Origin of the sequence: Streptomyces boetiae, from assembly GCF_031845405.1 — a bacterium.
Classification (GTDB): Bacteria; Actinomycetota; Actinomycetes; order Streptomycetales; family Streptomycetaceae; genus Streptomyces; species Streptomyces boetiae.
This window is the reverse complement of sequence record NZ_JAVREN010000010.1, coordinates 38770-62997: the sequence shown is the minus strand read 5'-3', so window position 1 is coordinate 62997 and position 24228 is coordinate 38770. Positions and strand designations below refer to the sequence as shown.

General features: G+C 71.8%; 26 protein-coding genes. 21 read left to right on the top strand and 5 right to left on the bottom strand.

Annotation, left to right across the window (positions count from 1 at the left end; translation table 11 throughout):
• Positions 1-7: 7 nt before the first annotated feature.
• From RM780_RS09610 to RM780_RS09600, 3 genes are all read right to left on the bottom strand, one after another.
• A complete protein-coding gene (locus tag RM780_RS09610; RefSeq protein WP_311630160.1) occupies positions 8-1879 on the bottom strand; it encodes a hypothetical protein in 1872 nt (623 codons plus the stop codon).
• 3 nt (positions 1880-1882) lie between these two features.
• A complete protein-coding gene (locus RM780_RS09605) occupies positions 1883-2221 on the bottom strand; it encodes a pilin (protein WP_311630159.1) in 339 nt (112 codons plus the stop codon).
• Positions 2222-2325: 104 nt separating this feature from the next.
• Positions 2326-3300 carry a hypothetical protein gene (locus RM780_RS09600; RefSeq protein ID WP_311630158.1) on the bottom strand — a complete coding sequence of 325 codons (975 nt, stop codon included), beginning with the start codon at positions 3298-3300 and terminating at the stop codon, positions 2326-2328.
• Between the two features lie 566 nt (positions 3301-3866).
• Here RM780_RS09600 and RM780_RS09595 point away from each other — a divergent pair.
• The 12 genes from RM780_RS09595 (at position 3867) to RM780_RS09545 (ending at position 14530) form a co-directional block, all read left to right on the top strand.
• The gene (locus tag RM780_RS09595) at positions 3867-4760 is read left to right on the top strand and encodes a hypothetical protein (RefSeq protein ID WP_311630157.1); all 894 of its coding nucleotides are present in this window, start codon (positions 3867-3869) and stop codon (positions 4758-4760) included.
• Positions 4757-5674: a TRM11 family methyltransferase gene (locus RM780_RS09590; protein WP_311630156.1), complete on the top strand. Its 918-nt coding sequence runs from the start codon at positions 4757-4759 to the stop codon at positions 5672-5674. Before RM780_RS09595 ends, RM780_RS09590 begins: the two co-directional genes overlap by 4 nt.
• Positions 5671-6918 carry a DNA-methyltransferase gene (locus tag RM780_RS09585; RefSeq protein ID WP_311630155.1) on the top strand — a complete coding sequence of 416 codons (1248 nt, stop codon included), beginning with the start codon at positions 5671-5673 and terminating at the stop codon, positions 6916-6918. Before RM780_RS09590 ends, RM780_RS09585 begins: the two co-directional genes overlap by 4 nt.
• Positions 6915-7952, top strand: a complete 1038-nt coding sequence (locus tag RM780_RS09580; protein ID WP_311630154.1) for a DNA-methyltransferase — start codon at positions 6915-6917, stop codon at positions 7950-7952. Before RM780_RS09585 ends, RM780_RS09580 begins: the two co-directional genes overlap by 4 nt.
• Positions 7949-8851, top strand: a complete 903-nt coding sequence (locus RM780_RS09575; RefSeq protein ID WP_311630153.1) for a DNA adenine methylase — start codon at positions 7949-7951, stop codon at positions 8849-8851. The genes RM780_RS09580 and RM780_RS09575 overlap by 4 nt, the downstream gene beginning before the upstream one ends.
• A complete protein-coding gene (locus RM780_RS09570) occupies positions 8848-9882 on the top strand; it encodes a DNA-methyltransferase (protein ID WP_311630152.1) in 1035 nt (344 codons plus the stop codon). Before RM780_RS09575 ends, RM780_RS09570 begins: the two co-directional genes overlap by 4 nt.
• A gap of 213 nt (positions 9883-10095) precedes the next feature.
• Positions 10096-10380: an XF1762 family protein gene (locus RM780_RS27820; RefSeq protein WP_394812926.1), complete on the top strand. Its 285-nt coding sequence runs from the start codon at positions 10096-10098 to the stop codon at positions 10378-10380.
• 126 nt (positions 10381-10506) lie between these two features.
• Positions 10507-11064 (top strand): recombinase family protein, encoded by a 558-nt coding sequence (locus RM780_RS09565; protein ID WP_311630151.1) that lies wholly within the window; start codon positions 10507-10509, stop codon positions 11062-11064.
• A gap of 58 nt (positions 11065-11122) precedes the next feature.
• Positions 11123-11257 carry a hypothetical protein gene (locus tag RM780_RS09560; RefSeq protein ID WP_311630150.1) on the top strand — a complete coding sequence of 45 codons (135 nt, stop codon included), beginning with the start codon at positions 11123-11125 and terminating at the stop codon, positions 11255-11257.
• Between the two features lie 59 nt (positions 11258-11316).
• Positions 11317-13281, top strand: a complete 1965-nt coding sequence (locus tag RM780_RS09555) for a recombinase family protein (protein ID WP_311630149.1) — start codon at positions 11317-11319, stop codon at positions 13279-13281.
• Between the two features lie 229 nt (positions 13282-13510).
• Positions 13511-13957, top strand: coding sequence for a GntR family transcriptional regulator (locus RM780_RS09550; RefSeq protein ID WP_311630148.1), 447 nt, complete (start codon positions 13511-13513; stop codon positions 13955-13957).
• Positions 13958-13969: 12 nt separating this feature from the next.
• On the top strand, positions 13970-14530 hold the full coding sequence (locus RM780_RS09545; protein ID WP_394812927.1) for an HD domain-containing protein: 561 nt from the start codon (positions 13970-13972) through the stop codon (positions 14528-14530).
• On the opposite strand, the gene RM780_RS09540 is transcribed toward RM780_RS09545, so the two are convergent.
• Positions 14527-15000 (bottom strand): NUDIX hydrolase, encoded by a 474-nt coding sequence (locus RM780_RS09540; protein ID WP_311630146.1) that lies wholly within the window; start codon positions 14998-15000, stop codon positions 14527-14529. The genes RM780_RS09545 and RM780_RS09540 overlap by 4 nt on opposite strands.
• A gap of 14 nt (positions 15001-15014) precedes the next feature.
• A complete protein-coding gene (locus RM780_RS09535) occupies positions 15015-15767 on the bottom strand; it encodes a helix-turn-helix domain-containing protein (RefSeq protein ID WP_311630145.1) in 753 nt (250 codons plus the stop codon).
• A gap of 814 nt (positions 15768-16581) precedes the next feature.
• On the opposite strand from RM780_RS09535, the gene RM780_RS09530 reads away from it, so the two are divergent.
• The 9 genes from RM780_RS09530 (at position 16582) to RM780_RS09490 (ending at position 24090) form a co-directional block, all read left to right on the top strand.
• On the top strand, positions 16582-17034 hold the full coding sequence (locus RM780_RS09530; RefSeq protein WP_311630144.1) for a hypothetical protein: 453 nt from the start codon (positions 16582-16584) through the stop codon (positions 17032-17034).
• 109 nt (positions 17035-17143) lie between these two features.
• On the top strand, positions 17144-17431 hold the full coding sequence (locus RM780_RS09525) for a hypothetical protein (RefSeq protein WP_311630143.1): 288 nt from the start codon (positions 17144-17146) through the stop codon (positions 17429-17431).
• Positions 17428-17715 carry a hypothetical protein gene (locus RM780_RS09520; protein ID WP_311630142.1) on the top strand — a complete coding sequence of 96 codons (288 nt, stop codon included), beginning with the start codon at positions 17428-17430 and terminating at the stop codon, positions 17713-17715. The genes RM780_RS09525 and RM780_RS09520 overlap by 4 nt, the downstream gene beginning before the upstream one ends.
• Positions 17712-18368, top strand: a complete 657-nt coding sequence (locus RM780_RS09515) for a GGDEF domain-containing protein (protein WP_311630141.1) — start codon at positions 17712-17714, stop codon at positions 18366-18368. Before RM780_RS09520 ends, RM780_RS09515 begins: the two co-directional genes overlap by 4 nt.
• Positions 18365-19183, top strand: coding sequence for a hypothetical protein (locus RM780_RS09510; RefSeq protein ID WP_311630140.1), 819 nt, complete (start codon positions 18365-18367; stop codon positions 19181-19183). The genes RM780_RS09515 and RM780_RS09510 overlap by 4 nt, the downstream gene beginning before the upstream one ends.
• Complete coding sequence (locus RM780_RS09505; protein ID WP_311630139.1) at positions 19180-20679, top strand: DNA cytosine methyltransferase; 1500 nt, start codon at positions 19180-19182, stop codon at positions 20677-20679. The genes RM780_RS09510 and RM780_RS09505 overlap by 4 nt, the downstream gene beginning before the upstream one ends.
• Positions 20676-21023, top strand: coding sequence for a hypothetical protein (locus tag RM780_RS09500; protein WP_311630138.1), 348 nt, complete (start codon positions 20676-20678; stop codon positions 21021-21023). Before RM780_RS09505 ends, RM780_RS09500 begins: the two co-directional genes overlap by 4 nt.
• Complete coding sequence (locus tag RM780_RS09495; RefSeq protein WP_311630137.1) at positions 21023-21739, top strand: PP2C family protein-serine/threonine phosphatase; 717 nt, start codon at positions 21023-21025, stop codon at positions 21737-21739. Before RM780_RS09500 ends, RM780_RS09495 begins: the two co-directional genes overlap by 1 nt.
• An 80-nt stretch (positions 21740-21819) precedes the next feature.
• Positions 21820-24090 carry a cell division protein FtsK gene (locus RM780_RS09490; protein WP_311630136.1) on the top strand — a complete coding sequence of 757 codons (2271 nt, stop codon included), beginning with the start codon at positions 21820-21822 and terminating at the stop codon, positions 24088-24090.
• Positions 24091-24228: the final 138 nt, after the last annotated feature.

The following is a 24228-nucleotide window of genomic DNA, read 5'->3' as shown; positions in this document are numbered from 1 at the left end:
GTTCCTCCTACCGGTTTCCCGAGGGCCGCCCGGGCCGCGGCGGGGGCGGGGGTGCGGAGCTGAACGCGGGGCGAGGGGGCGGCTGCCGGCGGTGCGGTGCCGGGACGTTCCCGGCCTGGGGGGCCGGGGAGCGGAAGGTTGCTGCCGCGGGTGGCCGGGTGGCCTTGCGCGGTGGCTGGGCGGGCTGGTTGGTGGGCTGCTGGAAGCGCGGCCGGCCGGGGGCGGCGGGCCGTGGCCCGGGCCGCGGGGCCGGGCGGCCCTGGCCCGGGGCGCGGAAGACCGGCTGCCCGGGCGGAGCGGCCGGCCGGGCCCCAGGGCGGGCTGGCCCGCCCTGGCCGGGGGCGTTCGGGGCCTGGAAGTGGGCCATCGCCGGGGCGCGGGTGGCGCGGTAGGGCGGGGGCGTGAACTGCTGATGGGGCGCGCGGAAGAGGGGGCGGCCGGGTGGACGCCGCGGCGGTCCCGGCAGGCGTGCGGGCATGTTCGGACCTCCAGCACGAGGACCCCGGCGGCGCGCGGCAGCGGCCGGGCCAGGAGAGGGCCCGCCCCTTCGCCCGCCGCGACCTGGACCGGGGCCCGGGCCGGGGCCGCGGCGGCCGGGGGCCAGGCGGGGCGGGGCGCCCCCGCGGCCGGCGCCGCGCAGCAGACCGAACGTCTTGTACGTCAGGTAGGCGCGCACCAGCCGGCCCGCGATCGAACCGCCGCCGGAGCTCAGACGCGTGGCCGACAGGATCCAGAACGGGATCTTGAACAGGATGTAGAACAGCGCCAACGCCACGAGCATGTTGGCCAGGCCCGTCGGGTTGGACCCGATAAAGGTGAACCCATCCGAGCTGAGGAAGACATTCAGGGCGGCGACAAGCGTCAGCGACTGGGCGACCTGGATGCCCAGCAGCCCGGCGAACGCCTTCCACCACCACCGGGCGATCGCCTCGGTCTGCGGAAGCGCATGGCACATCAAAGCCAGCGGCGCACCGGCCAGCAGAATGGTGATCAGCGCGACCCGGATGACGTAGGTGACCAGCACCGCCACCAGGAACCCGGCCACCGCCAGGCCCAGCAGGACGGTGAACATCCCCGCGTCCCCCAACGACGAGAGGACCATGTCGGTCAGCGCCACGCTGGGGGCGTCGGGGTCGATGCCCTGCCCCATCACCGCTCCCGACAACGCGTTCGCGATGACGATCATCCGCGTCGCGAAGTACAGCGACAGCGCGGAGGCCAGGAACCCCACCGCCAGCCGCGGAGCAACCTCCCGGACCGAGTACTGGGTCTGGAGGGTCTGGTAGGACATCACGATGACCCCGCCGGCCATCACCAGGACCGTGTAGGCGGACAGCGCGATGTACCAGGAGTTCGACCACAGCCGGTCCACCTGCGGCAGCTCATCCGGCGTCGGCGTGGTCAGCAGCGTCTCGCCCAGCAGCTCCAGCAGCGGGTTCAGCGCGGCCGTGGCCAGCTCGGTGAAGAACGCGTTGATCGCGCTCGTGATGCCGTCGAAGACCCAGCCCGCCATCCCGCCCGGACCATCCGGCGTATCCGGCTCCTCCGCCTCCTCCCCGTCATCCGGCTCCTGCGGGGCGGGCGCCGGGTCGCGCGGCAGCGGCTCGGGGATGCAGTCCCACTCCTCCACCGGGTCGCACGGCTCCGCCGGGGCCGCGGGCGCTGCCGCCGCGCCCGCCGCCACCGGCGGAGCCGGATCGGCGGACGCGGCAGCGGGGACGGGCGCGGCGGGTTGGGTCTGCGGGCTGCCGCCCAGCGCCCCCAGCAGCGCCACGGCCGCCACCGCGCCCCACACCCACGGCGCGCGGGAACGCCGCCCCGGCCGCCTGGTGGGGCGGCGCAGCCGGGGCAGGGCGCGGGGCGCAGTGGCCAGGGGCATCGGCTACTCCCCGACAATCCCCTGCAGCAGGGACACGATCAGGGGCGCCAGCGCGGCGATCCCATAGCCCCAGCCGGCCGACTTGAAGGCGCGGTTGGAACGCTCGATCTCACCCGGGTCGCCGGTGGCCATCATGCGGATCACGGCGCCCACGGAAAGCATCACCGTCGCCAGACCCGCGGCGACGCCCATGATCAGGTTGCGGATGTTGTTCAGCACTCCGTCGATGGAGTCCTCCGCCGCCACCTGCACGGGCTCGGCTGCCGCGGGGGCAGCGGACACCAGGATGACGGCGGCCAGCGTGGCGGCGAGGGCGAGCGGGCGCCGACTGCGCCGCAGCACGCGGCCCGCCCGGCCTGCGGTGCGGGTTGTTGCCGGTGCCGGTGCCGGTGCCGGGCCGGGGGTGGGGTGCGGTGCCGGGCGGCGTGGGGTGAGGGGCGGGGGTATCAGGCGCATCGGGGCACCTCCGGGGTCGGAGCTTCCGGTCGGTGGGGCGTGCTTCGCCCGCACTGGAAAAGGCCGGAATCCGGGCCCTTTTTGGACACCGCACCCGCAACTTTCTTCCTTTGCTCGCTCGTTGCCCTGCTCGGGAGCGCTGTCACGTTGCGTGAAACGGGGGAGTGCGCGGCGGTCAGGCTGGTCGTGACGTGATCGGCGACCGGGTCGGCGGAGTCGGCCGCGACCCCGCTGTGGCGCAGGTAGTCGGTCAGGCGGTGCTCGGCGCGGCGGCGGGTCTTGTAGGCCGACTGGAGCGTGATCTGGTGGTCGGCCGCCCACTGGCTGACCGGGATCTCCTCCAGCCGGGTGGTGCCGATCAGGTCGGCCTCGGTCCGGGTCAGGACTCCTTCGCGCACCGCGCGGGCCAGCACCAGGTCCGGGTGACCGACCGGTGGTGTGGGCGGGGCCGAGCGGTACCCGGGCGGCATCGGCGTGGGCGCGTCCAGCGCCTCGGACAGGGCGGCGAGCCCGGAGCGGTAGGCCGCCCATCGCAAGCGGGCCAGCACCTGCGGGCGTTCCAGGTCCACGGTGGCCACGGCGTTGAGGAAGCCGGAGAGCACTTCGGCCTGGATGTCGAACGGGTCGCCGGGGTAGCGGGCTGCCAGCCAGCTCACGGTGGAGGCCAGCGAGGGCAGCGCCATGCCGGCACAGGCCAGGGTCCAGGTCGCCCCCTCCCGGCGGGCCCGGGTGACGAGTTCGGCCCACACCGCGTCGCGGGCGGCCTGCGGGCAGCAGCGGCGCAGCAGCCGGTCACGCAGCTCATCCAGCGGCAGCTCCCGGTCCGGCAGCCCGGGGATGGCCCGCCCGTCCAGCGCAAGCGGCGCAGGGCCGGTCACCAGCCATCCGAAGCACTCCCGCGCGGTGTCCAGCGGCAGTTGACGCATCTGCGGCCCCGCCGGGCCGACGGTCGGTGTTGCGGTCATCGCAAGCGTCTCCTTCTCGAAGCTGAGAAATGACGCCCACTACGAATGCACTCACGCGACAAGAAAAAGACAAGAAAACGACAGCAAGCGACAAGAAGATCACCTCGGCGCCCGGCCGGGCACTTAAGGACCGCTTAAAACAGGGGTTCCTCCCGGCCATGCCGAACAAGCGGTGCCGGTGCCGGAAAGTGGCCTCCCGGGCAGGCTTCAACAGCATCTGATCTGCGGTTTTAAGCGATCCGTCACCGTTCTTTAAGCGGCATCGCGGTGCTGCGTTGCGATGTTCCGGTTCTTATTCGGCAGCGCCGGCATGTGCAGGAAGGGCCGCTGCCGTCTCGGGGCTGCCGGAATGTCATCCGGGCGGCGGGCCAGGCCGCGGGGGAAACCGGCCTCCACCCCGTCCGGCGGACGAGGACAAGGCGAACAAGCGCCTCCGGCGCGCGGCAGCGAGCCCCGTGCGACACCAGGCCGGCGGAAGAAAGTTGGCAGGCCCGTGTCCAAAACCGGCCCGGATTCCGGCCTTTTGAGTGTCAGGACTCTCCCGCACTCGACACCCGGAGGGGCGCATGACCGAAGGCGCTGAGCACCCCCGCCCGCCCGCCCACGCCCACACCCCCGTCGGCGCGGTCCGGCGCCGGCGGATCCGCCGACGCGCGGCCACCGTGTGGACCCTGCCCCAGCCGCCCGCCACAGCGCCCTCGGCGTCCCTGCCGGGCTGGCTGGAGGCGGCCGTGCGCCGCATCGCCACCACCTACACCCGCCGCGGCGACCGCATCCTCCTCCTCGCGCCGCCCGAGCCCGACACCCGGCACGCGCACACCGGCCACGCCCCGGAGGCGGCACTGCCGCGCCTGGCGTCTGCGGCCCGGGCCCTGGCCCGGCAGGACCGCCAGGCCCAGGTGCGCACCCTCGCCGCCGCCACCCCGCCGGCCGACTCCACCACGCCGGAACCCGCACAGGAGTCCGGACCCCGACTCCTCCTCCCGCCTCCGCCGGAGACCGGCCCGGACCGGTCCGGACCGGCCGACCGGCGATCGGGACGGGCCCGACACCGACCCCAGTCGGCCGACCGGACCGCAGGCGTCGGCCGACCGGTCGGGACCGACGGCTACGACCTGGTGATCATCTGCCTGCCCCCGGACGCGGCCGGCTGGACGGCCTCCGCGCCCTGGTCCCGCCTGCTGTCCCCGCACGGCACCCTCACCATCGTTACTCAGAGTGGCGAAATGCAGGGGCTGCACGACGGCAATCTTCATTTGCTGGAGCACATGGCCGGGCTGGGTGGGCTGGCGCTGCTCGACCGGATTGCCCTGCTGGCCGCTCCCGTCACGGCGGCCTCCAGCGCGCTCGGCCCACCGCCGGGCGCGGCCCGCGGACACACCGAGCTCCTCGTCCTGGCCCGCCCCGGCGCGGCCGGCGAGCCCGGCGCCGCGGCGGCGGGTACGGGGGTGAGCCAGTGACGGCCTGGCAGCCACTGCCCGAACTCCCCGCCGGCACGGGCGAGGTACCGCACCTCGGGATGGTGCCCGTGGTGTGGCCCACCGGCCAGCGCGGCGAACACCTGGCCGAGCACGGCTACACCCCCGGCACCGAACGGGATCACCTGCGGGTGGCCCCAGCCACCGCCGCGTACGCCATCCGCACCTTCACCCGGCCCGGCGCCACCGTGATCGATCCGGACTGCGGAGCCGGCACGGTGCTGGTCGAGGCCCTGCACTGCGGCCGGCACGCCGTCGGCGTCGCCCGTGGCCGCCGCTGGTGGACGCTGGCCCGCGCCAACCTCACCGCGGCGAAACGCCAGGGCGCAGCCGCGGACGGGATGGTGCTGCCCACCAGCCGGGCCGGGGACCTGACCGCCAGCGCCGACCTCATCCTGACCGCCTGGCGCCCCAGCGCCGACACGACCACGCCGAGCGACGCCGCGGACGGCACCCGCCCGGGCAGCGTGGAATGGCTGGCCGGGATGCTCACCTGGTCCCGCAGTCTCCTGCGGCCCGGCGGCCACCTGGTCGTGGCCGCCCGCCCGCAGCGCCGCCACGGCTACCTGCTCGATGGCCCCGGCCACATCCAGCGCGCCGCCCTGGCCGCCCGGCTGCTACCGGTCGCCCGCTGCATCGCCCTGCAGGTCCCGCTGCGCGAGAGCGAACTCAACCTGCAGCCCAGCCTCGCGCAGCAGCGCGCGGTGGCTCGCTGCGAGCGCCTGACCGGCCACCCCATCACCGTGACGGCCCACCACGACATCCTGGTCTTCCGCGCCCCGGACACCGCCGCCCAGGCCGCTGCCGCCGAGGTGCCGGCTCCCTCCCGGATTCCGCCCCGGCTGCGGGAGCGGGCCGATGCAGGCCTGCGGGAACTGGTCGGAGGCGCCGCGTGATCACCCCCTATTTCGACAGCCAGGGAATCACCCTCTACACCGGCGACGCCCTGGACGTCCTCGCCCAGCTCCCCGACGGCCACGCGGACTGCGTGGTCACCTCGCCCCCGTACTGGGGCCTGCGCGACTACGGCACCGGCACCTGGAACGGCGGCGACCCGGCCTGCACCCACTCCGTGGGCCGCAGCACCAACCGCCCCCAGGCTCCGCGTTCCGCGGTGCCCCACCCGGCGTCGCCCGCGCACCGCGGCGGCAGCCCGCGGACGTGCCGGCGCTGCGGGGCCGTGCGTCACGACCGGCAGTACGGTCTGGAACCCACCCTGGGCGAGTACATCGACACCCTGCGGCGAGTCTTCGCCCAGCTTCACCGCGTCCTGGCCGACACCGGCACGGTCTGGCTCAACCTCGGCGACTCCTACGCGGCCACACCCCCGGGGCGGGCCGTCAACCCGATGCGCACCAGCACCCTCACCTCCCCGGCCGCCAGCAGCCACCTCCGGGAGAGCGTGCAGCGAGCCGGCGTCGACCGCACCGGGGAGCTGCCACCGAAGAATCTCTTGGGCGTGCCGTGGAGGGTGGCCTTCGCGCTTCAGGCAGACGGGTGGATCCTGCGCAACGCCGTGGTGTGGCACAAGCCCAACGCGATGCCCGAATCGGTGACCGACAGGCTGTCGTGCCGGTATGAGCTGCTGTTCCTCCTGGTCAAGCAGCGCCGGTACTTCTTCAACCTCGACGCCATCCGCGAACCGCTCACCCGCCCCGAAGCGCTGGGCGAAGGCATCGTCGTCGGCGGAGTGAACAAGGGCCGCCGGGCCGGCGTCGATGCCACCGCCCGCCGCCGCGGCTCCAGCGTCTACGGCGCCGCGAAGTACGCCGATGCCGCTCCCTTCCCCGAGGAGCCGGGCGCCGCGCTGCGTCCCACCGGGCGCAAGCACACGGCCGCCCACCCCCGCGGCAAGAACCCCGGCGACGTGTGGTCGCTGCCGACCCGCCCGCTGAAGGCCGCGCACTTCGCCGCCTTCCCCCTCGACATCCCCCTGCGGTGCATCGCCGCCTCCTGCCCGGAGGACGGTGTCGTGCTCGACCCGTTCTCCGGGGCCGGCACCACGGGGCTGGCCGCCCGCCAGCTCGGCCGCTCCTACACCGGGATCGACCTGCGCGACGACTTCCACGATCTCGCCCTTCACCGTCTCGGTCTGGACACGCCCGGCACGGCAGGCCAGCGGAAGGAGCGGACAGCATGACCCCACCCCCAAATTCCCACCCGCCGCGGCGAGCCGCCCGCCCGCCCCTCCACCGCAACCAGCCGGAGACCACCGCCGCCGCTGACGACCTCGCCCGCCGCCACGCTCGTCCGGAGGCCACCTCCGGCGTGCCGGAACCGGCGGCGGGCCGGGAGTATTACGCCGACGGGCGGGTCAGGCTGCTGCTCGGTGACGCGCTGGCCGTGCTCCGCGAGCTGCCCGACGGCCTAGCCGACACCGTTGTCACCTCCCCGCCCTACTTCTGGACCCGCGACTACGGCGCGGCCGGGCAGTACGGACTGGAAGCCACCCCGCAGGACTACCTCGACACCCTCCGGGCCGTCATGGCCCAGGCCCACCGGGTGCTGGCACCGCACGGCGTGCTGTGGCTCAACCTGGCCGACAGCCACTCCCAGCGCACCGCCATCCGCGCCTCCTCCCACCAGGAGGGCCTCCACGGGGCGCGCGGCGCCCGCCCGGCCTGGCGCGAGCTGACCCGGGCCGGCCGCACCCGCCTGCCGGCCCACAACCTCATCAACCACCGGCCCGTCCCGGAAAAGAGCCTCCTGCTGCTGCCCGAGCGGCTTCTGGTGGCGCTGGCCGAGGACGGCTGGCTGATCCGGTCCAAGATCGTGTGGGCGAAGACCACATGCCTGCCCGACCCGGCGGCCGACCGGCCCGCCCGCCGCTGGGAACCGCTCTTCCTCCTCACGAAGAGCCGCCACTACTCCTACAACCGGGCCGCCGCGCCGCGCGGGGACGTATGGAGCCTGCCGGCCAGCCGCGGGACTGGCGCCCACTTCGCCAGCTACCCCGTGGACCTGCCGCAACGCTGCATCGCCGCCTCCTGCCCCGAAGACGGACTCGTCCTCGACCCCTTCTCCGGCAGCGGCACCACCGCCCTGGCCGCCCACCGCCAGAACCGCCGCTACCTCGGCATCGACCTGCGCGCCGATTACCACGACCTCGCACTCGACCGGCTGGGCCTGTCCCGCACCCCGGCCGTGCTCCGGCAGGGGGGTGGAGCCGCATGACAGGCCGCAACCCCACCGCCGCCCCGGGGACGGTCCGGCCCCCGTTCGCCTACTTCGGCGGCAAAACCCGCCTTGCCGGCCGGATCGCCGCCCTCCTGCCGGACCACGATCACTACATCGAACCGTTCGGCGGCTCGCTGGCCGTCCTGCTGGCCAAGCACCCGGCCCGGGCCGAGACCGTCAACGACCTCGACCGGCGCCTGGTCACCTTCTGGCGCATCCTGCGCGACCACCCCGACGAACTGGCGCGGGTCTGCGCACTGACCCCGCACTCCCGCGCCGAACACCACGACGCCCGCCAGCCCGCCGAGAGCGATCTCGAACAGGCCCGGCGCGTATGGGTCGAGCTGACCCAGGGCCGCTCCGGCGGCCTGAAACCCACCGGCTGGAAGCGGTTCACCACCGCACGCGGCCCCAACTCGACGATGCCCGGCTACCTCGCCGGCTACCGCCGCCGCATCCCGGCCTGCGCCGAACGCCTCGCCCGCGTCACCCTCGAATGCCGCCCCGCCCTCGAACTCATCCGCGACTACGGGCAGTCCACCCGCGCGCTGCTCTACCTCGACCCGCCCTACCTCGCCACCACCCGGCACGCCACTGCCTACCCCCACGACATGCCCGGCGAAGAGGAACACCGCGCCCTCGCCGCGGCCGTACACGACTGCCGCGCCCACGTCGTCATCTCCGGCTACGCCTGCGCCCTCTACGAGGAGCTGTACGCCGACTGGCACCGCACCACCCTGACCGCCACCACCCACCGTCACTCGGGCGGAGGCCACCAGCGCACCGAAGTCCTGTGGAGCAACGTCCCCTTCCCCGCCCAGCCGCCGCCCCGAACTGCCTCCCGCCCGCACCACCACGGCCCGTCGGCCGAAGCAACCAAGCGGAGAGGAACATGAAAGGGAAGCCTCCCACGCTGCGCGCGCGGACAGCCGCCCGGCGCGAGCGCTGCCACGGACCGGCCACCCTGCTGACCGGCGACGCCCTCCAGACATTGCAGGCCCTCCCGGCCGGCACGGTCGACTGCGTAGTCACCTCCCCGCCCTACTGGCGGCTGCGCGACTACGCCACCGGCTCCTGGACCGGCGGAGCCCCGGACTGCCCCCACCCGGCCACCGCCACCACCGAGCGGGACGGGCACCGGCGCTGCGCCCGATGCGAGGCGAGGTGGAGCGACGCCCAGGTAGGCCGGGAAGCCACCCTGAACGAGTACACCGATCACCTGCGGCGGGTCTTCGCCGAACTCCACCGTGTCCTCGTCCCTGCGGGGACGGTATGGCTCAACCTCGGCGACAGCTACGCCGCCAACAGCGACGGCTACCCCAACTCCCGGCCCGGCCAGTACCGCCAGCCCGCCTACCGGCCCCGCGCCGGCCTGCCCGACAAGAACCTCCTCGGCCTGCCCTGGAAGGTCGCCCTTGCCCTCCAGGCCGACGGCTGGCTCATCCGCAACGCCATCATCTGGCACAAGACCAACGCCGCCCCCTTCCCCGTCCGCGACCGCCTCGCCAACCGACACGAGACCGTCTTCCTCCTGACCAAACAGGAGCACCACTACCTCGACCGCACCCCACGCGAGCCCGGCACCTCCACCACTGACGCCGAACCCCTCGGGAAAACCGCGGGGGGCTCAGGAGACGTGTGGTCCATCCCCGTCACCCCGCGCCGCCGCCCGCACCACCCAGCCACCTCACCGCTCCAGATCCCCCTGCGGTGCATCCAACTCGGCAGCCCACCCGGCGGTCTGGTGTGCGACCCGTTCAGCGGCACTGGCACCACCGGACTCGCCGCGCTCAGCCTCGGACGGGCCTATCTCGGCATCGACCTCAACCCCGCCTACACCGAGCTTGCCGCCAGCCGCCTGAACACCGTCAGCACGACCCACTCCTCCCGGGCTGGTCAGGCCCCCGCCCAGGGGGAGGCGAGATGAACACCCAGCGCCGACGCACGCACGCTCTGCGTTCCGGGCGGCCGTGCGCCGACTCCGCAACGCGAACTTCTCAGGCCGAAAACTGCCCCGGGGTCGCGGTCGTCGGTCGTCCGGTCGCCCGCCTCCTGGATGACGGCCGTACCGCTGAGGTGACGCGCACCCGCAACGCCAACTCCGCGCTGTACGGGGCGGCCTGGCGCGCTGCCCTGGGCCATGGGGTATCGGCGGCTGATCACCTACACCCAGGACGGCGAGAGCGGAGTCAGCCTCCGTGCGGCCGGCTTCCGCCCAGCCGCGCACCTGCCGCCCCACCAGGGCTGGGACCGACCCAGCCGCCACCGGCCACACCGGACTCAACCAACAGGCCGGACCCGCTGGGAAGTGACGCTCGGCAGACCCACCGAGTGCCACAGCGCGCCGCGCCCCCGCCAGGCACGACCTCACTGCCAAAGCAGAACCAAACACATAATTCATGACATTCAACACTTATACATGTGATCCGCTCGGGACCTCCTTTGCCACCTGGCCCGCTGTAGGATCCCAGGCCCGCTCCAGGGGGCCTGACCTGCGGTTTATGTGGGTGCCGGTCGAGTGGAGCTCCGAGGAAGCAGGAAAGGAGCAGCGATGACGGATCGGTCCAGCACGATCAAGGAGCAGCGGCACCCTGTGCCTCCCGCTGGCGGAGGCACCGAAGCGCTCCCGCTGCGGGCGGCGTTCTACGGCAGCCTCGGCGGGAACGGGGATGCCGGCGCCCTCGCCCAGCAGTTCCGCTGCTGCCAGCAGATCTGCGCGGGGCGAGCGGCGATCACCCGGTACTTCTACGACATCGCCTCTCCCGTCGGCTGGGCCGCCGAGGAGCGGATCCGCGAATGCTTCGGTCCGCCGCGGCGTCACGGCGGCTGGCCGGAACTCGCGGAGTTGCTCGCGGAGCAGCCGAAGCCGGTCGACATTGTCGTGTGCTACTCGCTGGACCGGATCGCCCGGCCGCTGGCCCGGCTGAGGGAGCGCGGCAGGCAACTCGCCCGCTATAGCGTGCCCGTGGTGATCGCCCAAGACGGCTGGGAGGAGATCCCGCCGTCCGCGTGGACTACCGGACGCCATGAGGCCCTCATGCCGCTCACCGCGTGGGCCTCGCCCGGGGGCGACCCCCGAGGCATACGGGGGCGGGGGACAGGTGCCTGACCGGAAGCCCCGACGCCGGACGCGCCCCCGGCCGTTCCAGCCCGACGAGGCACCTGAGATGACCTTTGAGATCCGCAGCGTCGAAGGGGCGGAAGCCGAGCGGCTGGAGCTGGAGCAGGCCCGGGTGATCCGGGAGGTGGTGGAATGGCTAGCCCAGAGGCGATCCGCAAATGGGCAGGACAACGCCGCATAACGGGTTCCCCCAGCCCCTATGGCTCTTCCGGGGCCGTACGTGACCGCCACGAACCCCGCGTGATCCGGCTTGCGTTCGCCGGGCGGACCTCCACCTACGACCAGCAGGACCCCACCCTGTCGATCCCGCGCCAGTTGCGGTCGTGCCAGCAGGTACTGCCCGAGGATGCGTTCATCGTCGTCCACTTCTACGACGTGGAATCCGGCCGTATGGACCTGGCCGACCGCGGACGTGGTCGCGCTCATGAACTGTTCCAGATCCCCATTCCACGCGATGGCGGTATCCAGGAGCTGCTGGAGGAAGCCGAACGGCCCGACCGCCGGTTCGACGCGGTGATCTGTGAATCCATCGACCGCATTTCCCGTCGCACCTACATCGGCACCGAGATCGAGCACCGGCTCGAACAACTCGGCGTGAAACTGCTGGCCGCCGACGAGCCCATCAACCTCGGCGGCACCGGCCGGGTCAAGACCGCCACGCAGGTTCTGACCCGGCGCATGAAACAGGGCGTGGCCGAGTGGTATGTCACCGAAATGCTGGAGAAGTCCTGGGACGGATTCCAGGTTCATGCCGAGCACGGCTACAACGTCGGCATGCCGTGCTACGGCTACCAGGCCAAACGTATCCCGCACCCCGTGCCGGCCAAGCGCGCCAAGGGCCTGAAGAAGACACTTCTCGAAGTCCACCCGATCCAGGGCCCCGTGGTCCGCAAGGCATTCGCCTGGCGGGTCACCGAACGCCTTGGCTACCAGGCCATCGCCGACCGCCTCAACCTCGACCTGATCGCCCATCCGCCCCCCACCCCAGTGGAGCCGGAGCGCGCCGTCGGCAGGTGGACGGCGTCGAACGTCCGCGACATGCTGACGAACCCCAAGCACACCGGCCACATGGTCTGGAACCGCAGAGCCCGCAAGGGCAAGGGGAAGAACCGCGCCAACCCGGTCGAGGAATGGGTGTGGTCCCCCGAGCCGACCCACGAGGCGCTGGTCGACCTGGAGACCTTCGTCCAGGCCCAGCAGGTGGGCGAGCGACGCGAGCGCACCCGCACCGCCGCGGGCTCCAACAAGCACCCGGACACCAAGCGGATCTACCCCCTGCGCGGCTTCATGTTCTGCACCGTGTGCGGAAGGCGCTACTTCGGCAAGACCCCACACCCACACGTGGGCACGGCGTACATGGTCTGCAATCCGAAGAAGCAATACCGGCCCGAGGACCACCCGACCAGCTTCTGGGTCCGCGAGGACAGCATCATGACCGGACTGAACGACTTCCTCGCCACCCAGGTCTTCGGCGAAGCGCGCCATCATCTCCTCGACCGAAGCCTCCGCATGCTCGACACCACCCAGCGGCAGGAACGGGAGGAACGCCTGACCTCCCTACGGCGGGCCATTCGCGAAACGGAGACCAAGAGCAAGCGGTTGCTGCGCAACATGGAACTCGTCGACGAACCCGATCAGGAGTTCATCCGCGACATCAACGAACGCCGAGCGGAACTGCGCGCTCAGCGGGAGGCCCTTAGAGAGGAACTCGTCGCACTGGAAGACGAAGCGCACCGAGTGCCGAACCCCGACCTGCTCAACCGCCTGCCCGTGACCCCGGTCGACCTCGCGGTGCTCCCGGACGACCTGTCCCGTCGGCTCTTCGAGGTGCTGCGGCTGGAGATCCACTACGACGGAAAGACCAACCAGGCCCTGTGCCGCATCACGCTCACCGCCGACACTATCGAGGCCGTGTCCCGAACGACACGCGAGACAGCGACGGCCGCCCCCGTAGGCTGGAAGAACGGGGCCGACCATCGACACAACATGAAGGGAAAGCGCACCATGAACGGTCGCAATGATCATGCGACCATCTGTGTGGTGCCCCCGGCAGGATTCGAACCTGCGCACACGGCTCCGGAGGGCATGCCTCGTCAGGGCGACAACATGGCGGTGACCTGGGCTTACTCCGGCCCAAGATCAAGTCGGGTGAGTCCTCACGCGTCGCTCACGCGTATGGGGGCGTCCGTCATGGCTCACGCCTGAGGTCATTCAGTCGTCGAGAGCTTGCTTGAACGTCGATGCCCCGCCTTCCTGCGGCTGGCCCCGGAGCCGCCGCGTGGCCACCGGGCCTCTCATTTGCGCAGGTGAGGGGCCCGACCGGGCAGCCCAGGGAGTGGGACACTGGTTGCTTGCATGCATGCCAGCAAGCCAGCATGCATGCATGCACCCCGAAGTCGGGTTGCCGCGTAGGAGGACTGTTGAAGGAGGTTGCGTGCCGCAGGCCAGTCCCCGAGGTACCTATGCCCAGATCGCGGATTCGTTGCGACGGAAGATCGAGAAGCGCGCGATCACCGAGTCCCTGCCCTCCGAAGCAGAGTTGATGACCACCTACGGCGTTGGCCGCAGCACGGTCGGCCGGGCCCTGAAGGTGCTGAAGGCCGATGGTGTCATCGAGTCAGTTCAGGGCGCTGGCTGGTACGTGGCCGGGACGGGCGACCGCCGTCCCCTCTCGGAGAAGGTGACGGACCTCCTGCGCGACGACGAGGTGAAGGTAGGCGACCCCTTCCCCTCGGAGAACGACCTGTGCAAGCGGTTCGGAGTCTCCCGGACGGCCGTCCGTTCCGCGATCGCGCAGCTAGAAGGACGTGGCCTCATTGCAGTGGGCGCAGACCGCCGGCGGCGCGTTCGTGCCCTACCAGCCCAACAGGAGGACTCCTAGCCAATGGCCACCATGGACCTCACGGCGCGGGCTTACAGCCTTGCCGAGAACCTGCTCGCCGAGCCGCTGCCGCGGCGCTGGTCTCACTCTCTGGGAGTCGCCGACCGCGCCCGATACCTCAGGCCGATCCTGGGACGCGACGCGGAACTGATGGAGGCTGCGGCGGTCTTGCACGATGTGGGGTACTCCCCGAGCATCGCGGCCACTGGCTTCCACCCTCTCGACGGAGCCCGCTTCCTGCGCGACCAGGAGGGCATGGCCGACCGCGTTGTGCGACTCGTTGCCCACCACTCTTGCGCCCTGCTGGAAGCTGAGGAACGTGGACTCCGCGAGGAACTGGAGGCGGAATTCCCGCTGGAACACCCGCACCTCGTTGACGCCCTGATCTTCTGCGACATGACGACGACGCCGGACGGAGTTCCCACGGCATCGCGCGACCGGATCGCCGAAATCGTCGCCCGCTACGGCCCCGACACGATCGTGGGCCGCTTCATTCAGCGCGCCGCCCCAGAGATTCACGCTGCCGTGCAACGGGTTAAGGACCGTCTTATCGCGGCCCAAGGGGCGATTTAGCCGATGTAAGGCTTGGGGCGAGAGGTATCCAAGCCATGCTCGATGCGAAGCCGCATAGACGGATGAATATTCAGCTTTCCGAGGTCTGTGGGGGATACCCAGCGAACCGCCTTTGATTCGGAACTGGTGCGCAAGGAACCGCCCGTGGGCCGTGCGCGGAAGCAGATGGAGAACTGCTGCCGGACTTCTCCGTCATCGTATGCCATGACGTGCTCGGGGTCGGTGTAGACGCCTACGATGTCTTCGACGACAACCGAGATTCCGGTTTCCTCGCTCACTTCGCGGATTACTGTCTGTGTGATGCTCTCGCCGACATCGTGGCCGCCACCGGGTAGGGCCCATAGGTCGTTGTCGGTCTTGTGGATGAGGAGGACGCGGCCCTCGGTGTCCCTGACCACGGCAGTCACCGAGGGCACCACCGAATTCGCTGCGGGGGCGTTGGGGTCGCGGAAGTAGTCAGTGCGGCTCATGGGTTCGCGCTTTCTTAGTCGGTGGGCGAGGTGATGGGGCGGGCGCCTTCCCAGATGCGTTCGACGCTTTCCACGTATGTGTCGAACAGTTCGCCGCCCGGTACCCGCTGAAAATGAAGTACGGGGGCGAGGTAGGCGCCGACGCCGTATACGTGGCCGTTCACGAGGATTTCGTTGTCTGCTCGGTAGATCGAGTTATACAGGGTCGTGTCGTGGAGGCGGAATTCCACTCCGGGGAGCCTGAAGAGCGGCGCATAGTTCATAAGCGCATTCCGGATCTTGGCTGCCATGGACGCCCCGATTCCCTCATCGGCGCCGCGCACCGCAACGGCTGCGCAGCTCGGGTCACCAAGCATGAATCGCACGGGGACGCCGGCCGCTGACTTCTCGCGGACCAGGCGATGGAACCGGGGGTCCTCGGTGAGCCAGAAGCCGGAGTAGACGAGGACATCGAAGTGCGTGGTGGCGTTGGCGTACAGCTTTGTCCACGCGTCTTGCGGCACCACGGACCGGTGGGGGTAGAGCTTCACAAGCTCCGAGTCGCTGGACGCCGTGACCTCTTCTGCCGTCCGCTCATCGGGCCACAGGTACGACATCTCGCGTCGAAGCATCGCCGCCACGGCGTACTGGAACCGCCGATATGGTTTGCGGTTCGGCTCGGAGATCCAGCGTTCCACTGTCTTCGGTGACACCCCGAGTCGCTCCGCGACCTGATCGAGCGTCAGGCCGCTCTCCACGATGGCGCCCCGCAGGCGCTCGTTGGCCAACAGTCCTCCTTGGCGCGGGACGTCCTGGGACGACTTCGACTGTAGCGAGTCGGCCCAGAGTCGGCCATGTGCGGGGTGCAACGTCTCTTTTCCCGCCTCCATGCTGGTCATGTCGCTGGTCGACGGCAACGGGTCCACAGGCCCCGCACCTTGGGGCTTGACGGACCGGAAGTCGGTCCGCCATGATGCGAGTCATGTACTACATGCATCGCATGTGGTGCAGCGTCACCACCCGCACGTCGGGAGGGTCCGCGAAGGGGCCCGAAGGCGAAGCGATCGGTCCTTGACAACTCCATAAGGGGCAAACCGCCTCCCCGACAAAAGGCGATAGACCGACCTCTGTCCGAGGCGTCACGTCGGTCGGCGCGGCTGCGTGCCGCGACCTGAGCAGGCACAACACCGGCCGACCTGGCCGGGGAGGACTTGCCATGCATCAACGAGAGCTTGGGCGCCGCCGTGATCCCGGACCGGCCGGCGGCGCCAGTGACTAGCGCGGTCCGGTTCTTCCTGGCATCGCAGCGACGCTGCGGCCGGTTGCCTCTCCCCGCCCGTGCGGATCCGCTGTCGCGGCACCTGTACGGGCGGGGTGGGGGGAGTCGGAGTCCGGTTCCATCGCCACGAAAACGGCTCTGACCAGCGGTGCAACGCTGGTCAGAGCCTCGAATCAGCACCTACTGCAACTAGGAGTGATCCGGAGTGGATCGTAACGCCACGACGTGGCTCACCGAGCGGGAGCGCGAGGAGCTGTCCCGCAAGGTGGCCGAGGCCAACCGGCGCAGCCGCCAGAACGCTCAGACGAAGGGCGGGCGTTGACATGGGCAGCCTGATCGCCGTGCTCGCCACCCTGGCGGGCGCGGTCACGGCCGGATTGATGCAGCACCTCAGCACCGCTAGCGCCGCTCGCAGGCAGCGGGCGGAGCAGCAGCAGCGGGCCCTTGCCGAAGCCATCCCCGCGCTGCTGGCGGCGGTGGTGGAGCACCGGGAACACCAGTACCTGAAGGTGGCGGCTCGCCGCGACGGCTGGTCGGACACCCCGGAGTCACGGGCGGCCCGGTACGCGGCCAGGTCGAGGATGACGCAGGCCATGGACCGGCTGTACATGGCGACCGACGACGCAGAGCTTCTGTCCACGGCGCAGGCAGCGGTGGACGCCGCTACCGCCGTGGGTGACGCCCCGCAGGACCAGTTCGACGCCGCCGGCGTGCGGGCCCGGGAGACGCACACCACGTTGCGCACCGCCGCCGCCCGCCACCTGCACCACCGCTGACTGCGGCTGCTTGCTCAACCAACTGCCCGGGGGTGGTGGACCTCCTCGCAAAGGTCATCCACCGCCCCCGGGTCTACCCCTGCTTGTGAGAAACAGGAGAGAAGACCCGATGATGAGGAGCTTCATCGGCGCCCATGAGGCGCTGGATGGGAACGACTTCATCGAGCTGGCGTTGGGGACGCCCCTGGCGCTGTGGCTCGGTGTGGAGGGGGAGAGCGAGGAGGAGCGGGCGGCGCGTGTGGACGCGGCCCGCGACATCCTGGCGGAGGACCCCGAGCTGTTCGACCGCGTCTCGCGCCTGGCGGTGCTGGCCGTCGAGGAGCACGCGCCCGCACTGCTGCACGTGCTGACCCCGCCCCGCCGCCCGCGCCGGCCGCGGAAGGCGGTGGCGGCATGAGCCTGTCGCCTGAGGCAGCCGAGTTCCTGGCCGCGGTCGGTGAGGTGATGGACCTGCCCTTCCCTGCCGGGGTGGAGGGCTGGGCGGCGCGAGACGCGTTGCTGCGCCGCCGCGCCAACCTCGTCAAGGCGGCCATCGACGCCGCCCTGGGCCCCGCACCGGGGTGTGAGGGGCTGGGCCTGGCGGAGCAGGCCGAGATCCTGAGGGAGACGGCCGCCCGGCACTTCCCCCTAACCTACGCCTCGCGCCCCCCGGCCCAGCCGGAAGGCGGTGATCGGCCGTGAGTGAGCTGCTGACGGCTGCTGCGGCGGCGGCCCCGCTGGCGGGCGGCTGGACCGTGTATTCCCTGCGGATGCGCCGCCGCCTTCAGGCCGCCGCGCGTGACCCGCTCTCGGGCCTGCTGCGGCGGGAGGGCTTCGAGGGGGCCGCTGTCCGTCTGCTGGCCGGCGGGGACTGCTCCGTGCTGTTCATCGACCTGGACGGCTTCAAGACGGTCAACGACCGTTTCGGGCATGCGACCGGGAACGCCATTATCCGGGACACCGGGGCCCGCCTGGAGGTGTGGGCCGCCGGGCAGCACGGGGCGGCCGGACGCCTGGGCGGGGATGAGTTCGCCGCCGTCATCCCCGGCTCCCGGCACGGCAACGGCCTCGTCTTCCACCTGACCCTTCTGCACGAGGTCATCACGGCCCCGGTGGACCACGACGGCACCACGCTGACCGTGGGCGCCTCCATCGGCGCCGCATGGTCCGCCGACCACCCGGGCGCGGACTTTTCCGGGCTGCTGCGGGCGGCGGATGAGGCGATGTACGCGGCCAAGGCCGCCGGCGGCGGCTGGCGCCTGGCTCCGCCCTGCGCCCCGCCCTGCGAGTCGGTCAACGGCCGCCGTGCCGGGAGGCCCGGTGCTCACCGCGAGGCGGCGGGGGGCGGGTCGTGAGCGCGGCTGATGTGGCCCGGCTGCGGCGGGTGCAGCGGGTTCTGACCAGGGTGTTGGTGCTGGTCGCGGTGGTGGCGCTGGTGTTCACCGCAACGTCGGTGACGCTGTTCGCAATCCGGCACGGCGTGCATCCAGGTATCGCCTGGCTGCTGGACCCCATGGTTGCCCTCGCGCTGGGCGCGGTGCTGATCACGGATGGGGTGCTGGCGGAGTACGGCATCCGGCCCGGCGGTTGGGCGACGTGCCTGCGCTGGTTCACCGGCCTGGCCACGTGGGTGATGAACTGCTGGGACGCCCTGTGGCCCGAGGGCACGCCGTTCGGCGTGCCACGGCAGGTCGACCCCGCCGGGCTGGTCCTGCACTCCATCCCGCCCGTGCTGCTGATCGTGCTCGCCGAGGCGATCACCCACTACCGCCGAGACATCCTCGCCGCCGTCCGGCACATCGAGACAGGCACCGAGGCCCCTGCTGCGGGCCGCCCGGTCATCTGCGGGCGCTTCCTGCCTCTGCCGGCCGTCCCCGCCAAGCCCCGCCCGGCCGCTGAACGCTCGCGCAAGCCTGCCAGGCCGGCCGCCAAGGGCCGCGGGAAGTCTGCGGCGCCTGCGCGGCGCTCGGACGCCGAACTCCTCGCCGAAGCACGGAAGGTGACGGCCGAATGGCCGGTGGAAGGGCTGACTGCGGACGCCTTGATGACCGCGCTGCGGATCGGTCCGCCGCGGGCCCGGGCGCTGCGCGACACCCTCCGCGCCGAGCGTCTCGCCGAGGCGGCGCCTGAGCCGGTGGTGGAGCTGGAGCGGCAGGGGGTGGCGGCGTGAGTATCACGTTCACCGACATCTTCTGCGGCGCGGGCGGGTCCTCGACGGGTCTTGTGGCCGCTGGTCTGGAGTTGCGGCTGGCGGCGAATCACTGGGCGAGGGCGATCGAGACGCACGCGGCGAACCATCCGGGCGCGGATCACGTGTGCGCGGATGTCTCCAACTACGATATGCGTCGCTTGCCCGCCACGGACGTACTGTGGGCGTCGCCGATCTGCACGGAGATCAGCCCGGCCGGCGGGCGCAGGCGCACAGCGAAGAAGCAGGCCCGGGGCCAGTTGGCGCTGGGGCTTGAGGAGTTCGGCCCGGTGCCGCAGGCGGCGTTCGACCGCACGAGGGCGACCGCCTACGACGTGCTGCGGGCCACGGAGGTCCACCGCTACAAGGTGGTGCTGATCGAGAACGTCATCGAATTCGCGGTGGACTGGGAACTGTTCGACTGGTGGCGGCAGGGGATGGAGCTGCTGGGCTATGAGTCCCGCTTCATCTCCGTGTCCTCCGCGCACATCGGAGGTGACGGCAACGCCCCGGCGCCGCAGTGGCGGGACCGCATCTACGGCTGGTTCTCCCGCAGGGGCATCCCCGTGCCGGACCTGCGGCCACGTCCGCAGGCGTGGTGCGTCGAGTGTGGGGAGGACGTCCGGGCGGTGCAGTCCTGGCGCAATCCGCGCGGCCCGAGGCTGGGGAAGTACCGGCAGCAGTACGACTACCGCTGCCCGAACACCCGGTGTCGCAACGCCCTTGTCGAACCGTACGTCCGCCCGGCGGCGGACATCATCGACTGGTCCGACCCCGGGGTGCGCATCGCCGACCGCGACCAGCACGGGAAGCGGCCCCTGGCCCCCTCCACCCTGGCCCGCATCCGGGCCGGGCTTCAGATGCTGGGGGAGCGCCGGATGGTCGTCACGGTTAACCACGGCGGGCACGACGGGCGCGCGTTCCCCGCCGACGCCGGGCCGCTCCCGGCGCGGACGGTGAAGATCGGGGAAGCGGTGCTCACCCCCTGCGGCGGCACCTGGAACACCACTCCCTACACGGCTGACCAGCCGCTACGCACGCGTACCACACGGGAGATGGAAGGCGTTGCCTTCCCGCCTGGCGCGCACCAGGAGGGCGGGGCCGAGGGGGCGTTCGTGGTGGAGTACCGCAACCACGCCACCCCCTCCCCGGTCGACCGCCCGGTGGGCACGGTGACCGCACAGGGCAACCACCACGCCCTGGTCATCCCCTACCGCAACGCCGCCACCAAGACCGCCGCAGAACCGCTCCACACCCTGTCCACCCGCGACTCCGCCGGGCTCGCGCTGCCCGCCCCCGTGGTTGAGGACTGCTTCTACCGCATGCTCCAGCCCCGCGAACAGCTCCTCGCGCAGCGCTTCCCGCCGGGCTACATCGTCCACGGCAACCGGGGCGAGCAGACCATGCAGGCCGGGAACGCCGTCTCCGCCAACGTCGCCCAGTGGCTCGGTCGGCACGTTGCGGAAGTCCTGGGATGAGCGAGCCGATCGCCTACGCCGACCTCTGGCGGGCGGTGATGGCCGCCGCCGGGTGGCGCTGCCAGTGCCGAGGCGAATGCGGCAACCCCCACAAGTCCGGACAGGGCCGCTGCCCGAAGGAGCACGACAAGCACGCATCCAAACACCGCGGCCCCGTGCGGCTGATCGCCGCCCCGGCCGACCCCGGGGTGACCGGCCTGGCCGCCGCCCGCCTGCCGCGCGGCGAGCTGCGGGCGTGGTGCACCGACTGCCACGACCACACCCGCCGCGCCGGCCGCAAGGCGGCTGCGGCCGTGCCCGACACCAACCAGACCAGCCTGTTCGACTCGGGAGAGGAGTCTTGATGACGATCCAGTGGGGTGCCGCATCCCGACGCGGGGTGCGCGAGGTGAACGCCGACGCATCTGCTGTGCATCAGGTGCCGGGTACCGGCGTGGTCGCCGCGGCGATCGTCGACGGTATCGGCAGCAGCCCGGCCGTCGCGCGGATGGCCGCCGTCGCTGCGGAGGTCGCCGCGCGGGTGGGCGCCCGCCGCACGCCGACGATCGGCATCCTCGCCGCCGCCGAACTCGTCGCGGCCACCGACGCCGCCACGATTGACCCCGAGGCGGAGATCCCGGACGGGGTGGCCGTCCTCGCGGTGGCCGAGCCCGGCCACCCCACGGCGATCGCGTGGACAGGGGATGCCCGCGCCTGGGGCTGGGACGGCCGCGACCTGCGGCAACTGACCACCGATCACACCGTGGGCGAGTACCTGCGGCACAACAGCGGCGGCGGGCCGATCGAACTCCTGGCCGCCGTGCACGACAACTGGGTCAGGGCCAGCCTGGGCCAGTCCTCGATCGCGACCGTCCACGCGGCGGACGCCACCGACCCCGTGGTCCTGCTGACCAGCGACGGCGTACACGACAGCCTGACCCACGCCGACCTCACCGCCTTGGTCCGCGACAACGAGTCCGACCCCGACGCGCTCACCGCCGCCATCGTCGCGGCCGTCAGCGCCGACCCCGACGGCTACCGCGACGACGCAACCGCCATCGCCCTCCGACACACCACCTGACCCCAACCCCTCCGGGGCCCGGCCGCATTGCTTGGCGGCCTGAGGCCGGGCCCCGGGTCCCTCATCAGAGAGGATCTTCAGTGAACCACGGACAAGGCGATGACCAGGAGCGCGAGCTGTTCGCGCGCCTGGAAGCCGACTTGAACAACTCCCCGCCACGGCCGGAACCGGCCGACCCGATCGGGGACGTGATCGGCATCGGATCGGCACCCTCCGCCCGCCCGGACCGGGAGGACGGATCGGCCGATCGGGACCCGACCGGATCGGCCGACTCCCACCCGACCGAATCGGGTGGGGAGTCGGCGGATCGGCTGGCCGATCCGGATGCGGTGGTGTTGGTTGACCAGCCGACCCCGAAGGGCTCCGCGCCGGGGTACTGGGATGCGGCGCGGCGTGCGCGGCGGCGGGCGATCATCCCCGGGTGGGTGCGCTCGGGTGAGGAGCTGCGGGCGGCCGTTGGGTGGGCGGCGGGGTACGCCGGTCACGTCGCGGCGTTCCACGCGGTTCGCACGCCGCTGTATGCGGTGCGGCTGGCGGCGCGTTCCCCGCAGGGCGCGGTCAAGGCCGTTTCGACGACGGGGCGTTGGCTGGCGGATGCGGAGGGGGCGCCGCTGCGCAGGTGGGCGGTGGCCGAGGCGAACGCCGCCGAGTACTTCCGTCTGGCGCGGATGCGGGATCGGCGGGTGAAGCTGCGGGCGGTGCTGTTCGGCCTGGGGTCCCTTATCGGTCTCACCGTCGCCCTGGCCCTGTATGTGCTGGCTCCGACGTGGGTGACGGTCGCGGCCGGCGCCGCGGCGGTGTTCGCGCTGGGCTGGCTGGGGGCGCCTGCGGACGCCCCGGTGATCCACCGCGCGGTGGAGCGTCCGAAGGCGGACAAGCTCACCTCGGACATGGTGCTGCGCGCCTTGGGTGCGCTGGGGATCACGGGCATCAACCAGGCGCAGTCCAAGGGCGGTCCGGGGCTGGCCTTCACTGCCCCCATCACCCGGGACGGCCCCGGCTGGCGGGCGGAGGGCGACCTCCCTCACGGGGTGACGGTCACGGACGTGATCGACCGCCGCGAGCGTCTGGCGTCCGCGCTGCGCCGCCCGCTGGGCTGCGTGTGGCCGGAGGCCGTTCCCGAGGAGCACACCGGGCACCTCGTGCTGTGGGTGGGCGATCAGGACATGTCCAAGGCCACCGCCCCCGCCTGGCCGCTGGCCAGGACCGGGGCGGTGAACCTCTTCCGCCCGGTGCCGTGGGGCACTGACCAGCGCGGCCGGTGGGTGAACCTCACCCTGATGTACCTGGCCGGGATCATCGGCGCCATTCCCCGCATGGGCAAGACGTTCCTCCTGCGCCTGCTGCTGCTGATCGCCGCCCTTGACCCGCGGGCGGAGCTGCACACCTACGACCTCAAGGGCACCGGCGACCTGGACCCCGTGGGGGATCGCGTCTCCCACCGCCACCGCGCCGGGGATGAGGAAGAGGACATCGAGTACATCCTCGCCGGACTGCGCGAGGTGCGGGCGGAGATGCGGCGGCGCACCAAGGTCATCCGGTCCCTGCCGCGGGACATCTGCCCCGAGTCCAAGGTCACGTCCGAGCTTGCCGACCGGAAGGACCTCGGGCTGCACCCGATCGTGATCGGGGTGGATGAATGCCAGGTCCTCTTCGAACACGCCAAGCACGGGGCGGAGTTCGAGGAGATCTGCACCGACCTGGTCAAGCGCGGGCCCGCCACCGGCATCGTGCTGCTGCTGGCGACACAGCGCCCCGACGCCAAGTCCCTGCCCACCGGCATCTCCGCGAACGCCGGCGCCCGGTGGTGCCTGAAGGTGATGTCCCAGGTCGAGAACGACATGGTCCTGGGCACGTCCTCCTATAAGCGGGGCATCCGCGCGACCATGTTCGCCTGGGGCGACAAGGGCATCTGCTACTTCGTCGGCGAAGGCGCGGACGCCCGCATCGTGCGCGGGGTGTTCGCCGACGCGGTGGCGGCCGACACGATCGCGCTGCGGGCCCGCGCCACCCGCCTCCTCGCCGGGACCCTCACCGGCCACGCCGCCGGCGAGGAGATGGAGACCACGGCCGGGCCGGGCTACGACCTCCTTGCCGACATCCTGGCCGTGATGCCCGAGCCGAAGGCGTGGAACGAAACGGTCGCCGGGCGCCTCGCCTCCCTGCGGCCCGAGGTCTACTCCGGCTGGGGCCCGGAACAGCTCACCGCCGCGCTGAAGCCGTTCGGCATCGCCACGGGGCAGGTGTGGGGCCGCACCGAGGGCGGCAAGGGCGCCAACCGGCGCGGCATCGAACGCGCCCACATCACCGCAGCCATCACCAAGCGTGACGAAGGTCGGGGCGCGGCCTAGGCCAGCGCAGCCGCTAGACCTAGCGGGGATGCCTGCTAGGTCTAGCGGCCCTCCTAGCGCCCCACACCCCACCCCACCAGCGATCTAACTCCTAGCGGCCCACCTGCGGAAACACCGCACGGCCGCCCCCAACCCACC